3 protein-coding genes are annotated in these 9,205 nt (G+C 32.7%); 2 read left to right on the top strand and 1 reads right to left on the bottom strand.

Translation table 11 applies throughout. The features are described 5' to 3' along the window. The first annotated feature begins 429 nt into the window (after positions 1-429). The gene (locus F6K40_RS21940; RefSeq protein ID WP_293139228.1) at positions 430-1,344 is read left to right on the top strand and encodes a class I SAM-dependent methyltransferase; all 915 of its coding nucleotides are present in this window, start codon (positions 430-432) and stop codon (positions 1,342-1,344) included. A gap of 1,797 nt (positions 1,345-3,141) precedes the next feature. Here the strand turns inward: F6K40_RS21940 and F6K40_RS21945 are convergent. Then, positions 3,142-5,280, bottom strand: a complete 2,139-nt coding sequence (locus F6K40_RS21945) for a tetratricopeptide repeat protein (RefSeq protein ID WP_293139229.1) — start codon at positions 5,278-5,280, stop codon at positions 3,142-3,144. A 1,792-nt stretch (positions 5,281-7,072) separates the two neighbouring features. On the opposite strand from F6K40_RS21945, the gene F6K40_RS21950 reads away from it, so the two are divergent. Continuing rightward, positions 7,073-8,317, top strand: a complete 1,245-nt coding sequence (locus F6K40_RS21950) for a glycosyltransferase family 2 protein (protein WP_293139230.1) — start codon at positions 7,073-7,075, stop codon at positions 8,315-8,317. Positions 8,318-9,205: the final 888 nt, after the last annotated feature.

The following is a 9,205-nucleotide window of genomic DNA, read 5'->3' on the forward strand; positions in this document are numbered from 1 at the left end:
TTTTCCACAGATTTAAAAAAAAACGAAAACAACTATAGTGCTAGACTAAGTTGAGAGATAAATACCACGCTCTAGTCTGTAAAATCAACCCATTAAATTTGTAGATTTATCAAATAAATACAATGAGCTTTCAACAGATTTAAAAAAACCGAAAACAACTATAGTGCTAGACTAAATTGAGAGATAAATACCACGCTCTAGTCTGTAGAATCAACCCATTAAATTTGTCGATTCACAGAATAAAAAAATTAATTTTCAGAGATTATTTATAGGATAAAAAAAATCACAAAAAAATGAATTCTTAATCTTGCCTTTTTAAGAGGATAAAAAAATATTCTATCCATTATTTAAAGCTTCCGACTTTAGTCCGAGGTACTGATAACTGATAACTGATAACTGATAACTGATAACTGATAACTGATAACTGAAATGACTACTACTTTCAAATCTAAGCCTAATTTAGCAACAAAATTAGTCAATGGAATTCTCTCAATTAAACCACTAGCTAATTTTGCTAAAACTCAAGCACGAAAGATGATTATTAAACGTGCAGAAAAAATTGGTGTTCCTTGGCGTAAACAAGCAAAAGAACTTTCCGAACGTAATTGGAATAGAGAATGGGAAGAGGTAAATAATCCTAATTTGACATATCCAGAATATTACCTCACTTCATTTCATGCTTATGAAAAAGGTAATATGAGTTGGCAAGCTGCAACTGAAGTAGAAGTAGCATCATTGGCGGTTCATGCAGGAATTTGGCCGGAAGAAGGTATTGGTGGAGATGCTAGATTTCGTAAAGGTTTTATTGATATTTTAAAAGCAGAAATTTCTACACCAAAAGATGTTTTAGATTTAGGGTGTAGCGTGGGGTTAAATACTTTTCCCCTACAAAAAGTTTTCCCTGAAGCTAAGTTCACAGGGGTAGATTTATCGCCTTATTTTTTGGCAGTTGGTTTGTATCGTTCTGAACAGCAAAATTTGGATATTAATTGGGTTCATGCTCCTGCTGAAGCAACTGGTTTACCTGATGATTCTTTTGATTTGGTTTCTATCTGTTTGGTATGCCATGAATTACCACAATTTGCTACTCGAAAAATCTTTCGGGAGGCAAGGCGCTTGTTACGTTCAAATGGTAGTATTGCTATTATGGATATGAATCCTAAGTCGGAAGTTTATGCTACGATGGCTCCTCATATTTTTACTTTGTTGAAGAGTACGGAACCTTATTTGGATGAATATTTTACTTTGGATATTGAAAAGGAGTTGGTTGATGCTGGTTTTTCAGCTCCGAAAATAATTTGTAATACTCACCGTCACCGCACTATTATTGCTAGGGTTGCTTGATTATTAAGGTTGAATTTTTATCGCCCCTTCGGGGCGAGGAGTCAGTCCTCAGAATTAATATCAATTCAAAAATTTATTAGGTTTGAAGCAAGAGTTGGCTTTCAGCGTTTAACTAAGAATAGTTTTCCCTTTCTTGATAATATGCTAGCTGATTGATTTTTAGCTCTTAAAGTTTTTAAGTTGAATAAAAAATCATGCATACGGGCAAGTTACCCCCAACTATATATTAGTCTATCACAATTTTTAGAGAAGTACAATTGGTATCGGCGATTTTTTTTAGAGCTTCAGAGAATGAGAGTCTCATACTATAGCCCCTTCGGGGAGAGTAGTCAGGAGTCAGTCCTCAGAATTAATATCAATTCAAAAATTTATTAGGTTTGAAGCAAGAGTTGGCTTTCACCGTTTAACTAAGAATAGTTTTCCCTTTCTTGATAATACGCTAGCTGATTTATTTCTAGCTCTTAAAGTTTTTAAGTTGAATAAAAAATCATGCATAAGGGCGAGTTGCCCACAACTATATATTAATCTATCACAATTTTTAGAAAAGTACAATTGGTATCGGCGATTTTTTTTTAGAGCTTCAGAGAATGAGAGTCTCATACTATAGCCCCTTCGGGGAGAGTAGTTAGGAGTCAGTCCTCAGAATTAATATCAATTAAAAATTTATTAGGTTTGAAGCAAGAGTTGGCTTTCACCGTTTAACTAAGAATAGTTTTCCCTTTCTTGATAATATGCTAGCTGATTGATTTTTAGCTCTTAAAGTTTTTAAGTTGAATAAAAAATCATGCATAAGGGCGAGTTACCCCCAACTATATATTAATCTATCACAATTTTTAGAAAAGTACAATTGGTATCGGCGATTTTTTTTAGAGCTTCAGAGAATGAGAGTCTCATACTATAGTAGTAATGCTCTGGATTTTCATTCTCTACTCCTAAATTAATAGTTATGGGAATTGCTCTGACAGCTATTGGGATAATTATTAGGCGATAAATCCATATTTCCAGTTAAGTTTTGAGGTAACAACCATAGTAAACAATATCCAATTAAAAAAGATAGTGGGAAAATAGGAAGTAGGGAATAGAAACCCTGACTGTTTAGGGTTGGCTAAAAAAGTCTTTTTAAGGAGTGGGGTAACGGGGGAGTAGAGGAGCATTTTTTTTCCCAACTCTTGCCCAAAATGCTAACTTTTTGAGCGTTTTAGACTTTTTACCTGGTACTTTTTTCGACTCCAAAAAGGCGCTTACCTTTATCTGTCAATATTTTTAAATTTAATCAATACCTATTTAATTTTCTAGTACATCGGTGCATCCGTGGCAAAAAGCTTTTCTTATTACTTGCCACTTGCCAAATCAAGGTCTCCCCTATTTACTAAAAAAGTTAATCTAGCAGTATTTTGAAACTTGTATAGTATTTTTCAATAAGAGTAAAATACAGCTCTATTTTTCTTTTCTGCTATCTGTTGCCTATTACCGAAAACCTAGAATTTTTTACCGAAAAATTTTGGTTTAAAGCCTCCCCTTGGATAGGGGATAATAAATAAAAATTTTCATTATTAGTCAATCCTCTTCTTTTCAAGGAGAGGTAATTATTCATTATTAATTGTTGAACTTACTCCTTATAGTAATTCTTCTATAAAAATCTAGCGATCGCTATTAACTCTATAAACATTCAGCTATCAACAATAATGCCATTTATCAAAAACTTTTCTACATTTTATTGAGTGGAATAGTAGGGTAGCACAGGGTTTAAATAAGCTTTTATCGCGCAACCAAAAGGAATGGCTGATAGCTGAATGCTTACTTAACTGCTTTTCCCTTTTGTGCAAGAATAGGGTGATTTTTTTGAGTTTTTTTGAGTTTTTTATCTTGGCTATTACTGACATCTAAATTTGCTGGTGAATTAGATTTATTTTGCTCATTTACAACTTCTTTTCCTTGTAATTCTGACAATAATGTACGACGTTTTAGCTGAGATTCTGAATCATCTGGTTTAATAGCAAGAGCGCGGTTATAACAAGCCAAAGCTTCTTTATAGCGTTTCATTTTTTCTAAGACTATACCTTTTCTTCCCCAAGCTTCATAACTATTATTATTAATAGCAATTGTTCGGTCATAAGCCGTCAAAGCTTCTGCATAAGTTGACAATTTTTCTAATACCCGACCTTGACATAACCAACCTTCATAATTTTCCTTATTAATAGCAATAGCATGATTACAAGAAGTTAAAGCTTCCTCATATTTTTCTAACTTCAATAATGCTTCTGCTTTACCCAGAAAAGCTTGATAACATTGGGGATAAATTTTAATTGCTTGATCGTAAGAATTAACTGCTTCCTCATGTTTTTCTAAAGCACCCAAAGCTACTCCTCTATTATGCCAAACTTCATAATCATCTGGCATTAATTTAATTGCTTGGTCATAACAAATAACTGCTTCTTTATATTTTTCGATTTGCCACAAAACAGCACCTTTGTTGTACCAAAGTTCATATCTATCTGGTTGAATTTTCAGAGCTTTGTCATAAGAATTAATTGCCTCAGTAAAAGATTGTAACTTGCCCAGTAAATTGCCTCGGTTATACCAAATTTCAAATTTATTTGGTTGAATTTTTAGAGCTTTTTCAAAAGCAGCGATCGCGTCTTCATAGCGCTCTAATTTTCCTAACAAAGCACCTAAATTATGTAAAATATCAACATTTTGAGGCTGAATTGAAAGAGCTTGTTGATATGAAACAAGTGCCTCATTATATTGTTGTAATTTCCTGAGCAAAATACCTCGGTTTAGCCAAATTTCTACATAATCTGGCTTTAGAGAAAGAGATTTATCATAAGAAGCTAATGCTTCAGAATAACGCTGCAATTTTACAAAAACATTGCCACGATTAAACCAATATTCAAATCGATCAGAATTCATTGAAGTTGCCCGATCGTAAGCAGCAAGAGCATCAGCATAACGCTGCAATTTTACAAAAACATTACCACGTTTAAACCAAGCTTCACTTAAAGCAGAATTAAGAGAAATAGCTTTTTCAAAAGTTGCTAAAGCTTGATTATATTGACCCTCAGCAAACTGCTTTTCTCCTAATTTTAAATAATCATCAGCAGTCATCTCAGGTTGTTTTTCAGATAATTTTGGATCTTGAGTATTTTTAACAGATTTAGTTGCTGACTTGACAGGATAATTAATTTCTTGAATAGCCTGATGTTTGGCTTCTTGAGCTTCGGAAATAATTACTTGTAGTTGCATTAAAAACTGAGATTTTAGAGCTTCTATTTGTTCTACAGATGATTGGGAAATTTTAGCTTCTTGATGAAGAAATTCAATTGACTTTTTGGCAGTGACTATGTGACTCTCTAATTCAGTAAATAATTTTTGAGATTTATTCAGATTTGACTCTAACTCACTAATTTTTTTTAACCGCTTACTAACTTCACCTACTAATTCTTTAATTACCAATCTTCTAAGCAACCAAAAAAAGCTAATAGTTACAGGAGGTAATAAAGTTGCAACTAATAATAAAGTATTTAATAAAGTCAGGGTAGGATTAAGATCGAGACTAGCTTCTGATTCCCCATCTGTTTGTAAAGCAATTTGATAAGCAATTTGCCGAAATTGATGATTATTTTCTGTTGAAAATTCTACTATCTTCCCTAACCAACTATTGTTTAAAACTCCTCGGATTTGATTTAGGTTTGGAGTTGATGAAGTAGCTATAAGTTGATGATTATTATGAGCTTTACTGACTAAGATTTCTGGAGTAGAAATTGATTGAGTAGAGCGCGAACTACTAATATTAATAGAGTCAGTAAGATGACTATTTTCTGGTGCATTTGTCTGAGGGTAAGGATTAATATTAGGAGTAGCTTTTGCCTCTGTAGTTAAACTTTGGGAACTGAGGGCAGCAAGGGTTAAGATGGCTGTCTTAGAAACATTCATATTTTGTTGATTTATCTATAATAGAGGTTGATTTTTAGTTGATTTTTATTTGCAAAGATTCCATTGAAATACAGGAGCAGTTTTTTATTTCTGTGGAGGAGAAAAATTTTCTACCTCAGTTAAGCATGGAGTCTACTTTCCTATTACAAGAGTTTGTTACACTCACCCGGAAATTTATCAAGTCAAAAGTCAAAAGTCATAAATTTAAAAGTTAAAAGTTAAAAGTAAGATTTTATAGATTGTAAGCTTTGATAATTCAATAGTTTTGGATAATTCTTCTACATCTAAGAATTTGAAATAATTCGTTAAATATTTAGAGTGAATTAGGATCAGGAAAAAGTTAGAGGAAATAAAGGGAGAAAGAAGTAAAAAATTGTTTGAGAGTGGCAGATTATGGAATTAATGAAAGCTAATTCTATAGCAATCTTGTACCAAATATTAAAAGTTTGGCTATATATCTTTGGGAGTTATAACTCATAATTAACCCACTCACGAGTCATTAGTTAAAGAAGGAATGAGTCTAAAATTGAGAGTATTTGCTGCTCTAAAGACTTGGTATTAGATAAACAACTACAGCACATTCATATATAGCACTATTTTTGATAAATGGTATTATTCAAATTCTCAGAGATCCTAGATTTTTAGGGAATAAGGAAGGAGGAAAAAAATTGATCTTATTAAGATGATAACCGCACTCAAAAGTCAAAAGTCAAAATTTAAAATTTAAAAGTAAGATTTTATAGACTCTAAACTTTGATACTACAGTAATTTTGGATAATTATTCTATATCTAAAAGTTTGAAACCATTTGTGAAATCTTTACCGAAACAATTAAACAATTAAATAATTAGATAATTCAGGTTTAAAGCCTCCTTGGGTAAAGGGGAAAAAAATAATTTTTTTCCTTTTAGTCAATCCTCTATCTAAAAGGGAGAGGTAATTATCCATTATCCATTATCCATTATTAAAAGTGAATTAGTATCAGGAAAAAGTTAGAGGGAATAAAGGGAGACCACTATATTCTAGACTTTTAAGGAATAGTCAAATTCTCACATCTAATCCCTGATTGTTACTTCTAGAAATTTATCTCTAAAATATCAGTTTGGTAAATTTTTGGTTAGGGCAATAAATTTTGCTGGTGAGGAAAGATGAAAAATAAGAAAATTGACCATTTTTTGAATTCAAAATTCACGCATTAAAAGTTCAAAAATTTGCCTTCTAACTTAATTTCAATAATTGTTTAATTCAGGATTCAAGCTTCGTTCTTCAGAGCGCGAAAAAATCAAAAATATTTTCCTTATTTCAAGCCTCTGATTTTCCTGCTCATGCTCGCAAACAGGCAGAGGTTATAATGAGCAAATTAATAACTTTTAATTTTGAATTGATTTGACAGTAGGATGTTCTAAGGTATTTGCCTAGTGCTATACAAATAAGGAAATTGGATTATAACCGCTTCCTTTTTTGTATAAACTTCTCTATGGACTGGTACAACAATCCTATTTCAATTGTAATATTTTGGTGGTAGTTAGGAGTCAAGAATCAGGAGTAATAATTTCAAATATTTTCAGTTAAAATTAACTGTTATAAAAATTTTTACAACCAACTTAGGATTGCCATATAGCTAAAGTTCAAAGTTAAACTATTGCTATGACTAAATTTGAGAGGAGCGAGAATTTACTAACAGTAATGGCGACTGCTATATATAACATTTTCCTCATTCTTGCTTCTTCTTTTTTCCTTGTTACTTGTCTTTGCTATAATGCAGTATTCCGGCAATATTACTATTAGATTAAATGCCCATAAACAATTTTCCTAAAGTTACTATTTGTTTACCTACTTATAACTCTGGAGAATTTCTCACTCCAGCAATAGACAGTATTCTTGAACAGACATTTACAGATTTTGAGTTAATTATTTCCGATGACTGTTCTACTGATAATACTCCAGAAGTTATTAGAAGTTATCTAGAAAAAGATAGCAGAATTAAATACTTACAAAACTCCCAAAATTTAGGACTTTTTCCTAATTGGAATCGTTGTTTAGAATCTGCTTCTGGAGAATATATTACTGTCTTTGCTCAGGATGATTTGATGTTGCCAAAAAATTTAGAGCAAAAGGTAAAAATTCTAGACAAATACCAAAATGTCGGTTTAGTTACTTCCTCTATTATGGTGGTAGATAGTGAGAATAATTATCTTAATTGGGATTGGGCAAATTATGCTGAAGATAAGTTTGTTAATGGTGAAGAATGGGTAAGGAAAAATTTAGGAGAAGCTAATCCTATTTGTTGCCCGTTTGTATTGATAAGACGACAGGTTTTAGAAAAAGTTGGCGGCAAATTTAATGACAATTATGCTTTTGCTGCGGATTTAGAATTATGGTTGAAAATTGCTTTGGTTGCCGATATATATTTTGTCAAAGAAATCTTGGGATATTATCGGTGGCATGAAGGAAATAAAACTCACAGTTTTGATGATTTTTATCAGGTTCAGGAACATTTACAAATCTGTAGTAATTTAATTGATAGTTTAAATTTATCAGACTCAGAATTAAATGATTGGGAAAATGAGGTGCTGTCTCGAACTGTTAAATGGGTGAGTTATTATCGAATTTATCGTCATTTGGAAAGGGGAAATTTTGATGAGGCGTTAAAGTTATGTGAGTTGCTCGAAAGTTGGCGGGGTAAGTCTGGAAAATTAGGTATCTTTGTGCAGCAGTTAGGGACTAGAGTACAAGAAATATTGCAAGTAAATTCTCGCCTCAAGTTGGAGGTTGATAAATATAGTGCTTGGGTAAAAAATCTGGAGAAAGGTAAATCTAAACTGCAAGAAGATTCTCAGAAATTACATTCTTGGGTGGATAATCTTGAGCAAAAAAATTCTGTTTTAGAGGCAGAAAAATCTGTTTTAGAAGCAGAAAAATCTGTTTTAGAGGCAGAAAAATCTTGGCTAGAATCTCAGGTAAAAGCTTGGATGCAAACTGCACAAAAGTATTATCAGAAAATCAAAGATAATGGGAAGAATCGAGAGACAAATTAGAGGAATTTTCATAAATTAATGCTACGCAGATCTGGTTGATTTTTTTAGTCTGACTGGAAAATAGACACCAACCTCTGGTTTTCCAAAAAGAGTAAATATTTAGCTGCTCGACTGGTTCGGAAAATATATAGGTAGTGGTTTGAGTCGAAAAATTTAGGGTGGAGCTAGGCAAAAGCTGAACAGAAAAATATTTGCATCCTCTGGTTTTAAAGACTTAGTAAATATTTGCCGACTCGACTGGCGCGCCAAATATATAGATAGTGGTTTGAGTCGAAAAATTTAGGCTGGAAGTCGGCAAAAGGGAAGTAAAAAATATTTGAATATTCTGGTTTTCCAAAAAGAGTAAATATTTGGCGCGCCAGTCGAGTCGCCAAATATATAGGTAGTGGTTTGAGAAGCAAAATTTAGGCTGGAAGTCGGCACAATGGGAGTCAAAAATATTTGAATATTCTGGTTTCTAAGACTTAGTAAATATTTGTCGGCTCGACTGGCGCGCCAAATATATAGGTAGTGGTTTGAGAAGCAAAATTTAGGATGGATCTAGGCAAAAGTTGAACAGAAAAATATTTGAATATTCTGGTTTCTAAGACTTAGTAAATATTTGCCGACTCGACTGGCACGCCAAATATATAGGTAGTGGTTTAGAAAGCAAAATTTAGGCTGGAAGTCGGCAAAACGGGAGTCAAAAATATTTGAATCTTCGGATTTTCCAAAAAGAGTAAATATTTGTCGGCTCGACTGGCGCGCCAAATATATAGGTAGTGGTTTGAGAAGCAAAATTTAGGATGGAGCTAGGCAAAAGTTGAACAGAAAAATATTTGAATATTCTGGTTTCTAAGACTTAGTAAATATTTGCCGACTCGACTGGCACGCCAAATATATAGGTAG

This window comes from Okeania sp. SIO3I5 (genome assembly GCF_010672085.1).
In the GTDB taxonomy this organism is placed as follows: domain Bacteria; phylum Cyanobacteriota; class Cyanobacteriia; order Cyanobacteriales; family Microcoleaceae; genus Trichodesmium.

What these genes read in the sequence shown, in the direction of transcription:
- F6K40_RS21940 (WP_293139228.1), top strand. Translation starts at nt 430, where the DNA reads ATGACTACTACTTTCAAATCTAAGCCTAATTTAGCAACAAAATTAGTC.
- F6K40_RS21945 (WP_293139229.1), bottom strand. Translation starts at nt 5,280, where the DNA reads ATGAATGTTTCTAAGACAGCCATCTTAACCCTTGCTGCCCTCAGTTCC.
- F6K40_RS21950 (WP_293139230.1), top strand. Translation starts at nt 7,073, where the DNA reads ATGCCCATAAACAATTTTCCTAAAGTTACTATTTGTTTACCTACTTAT.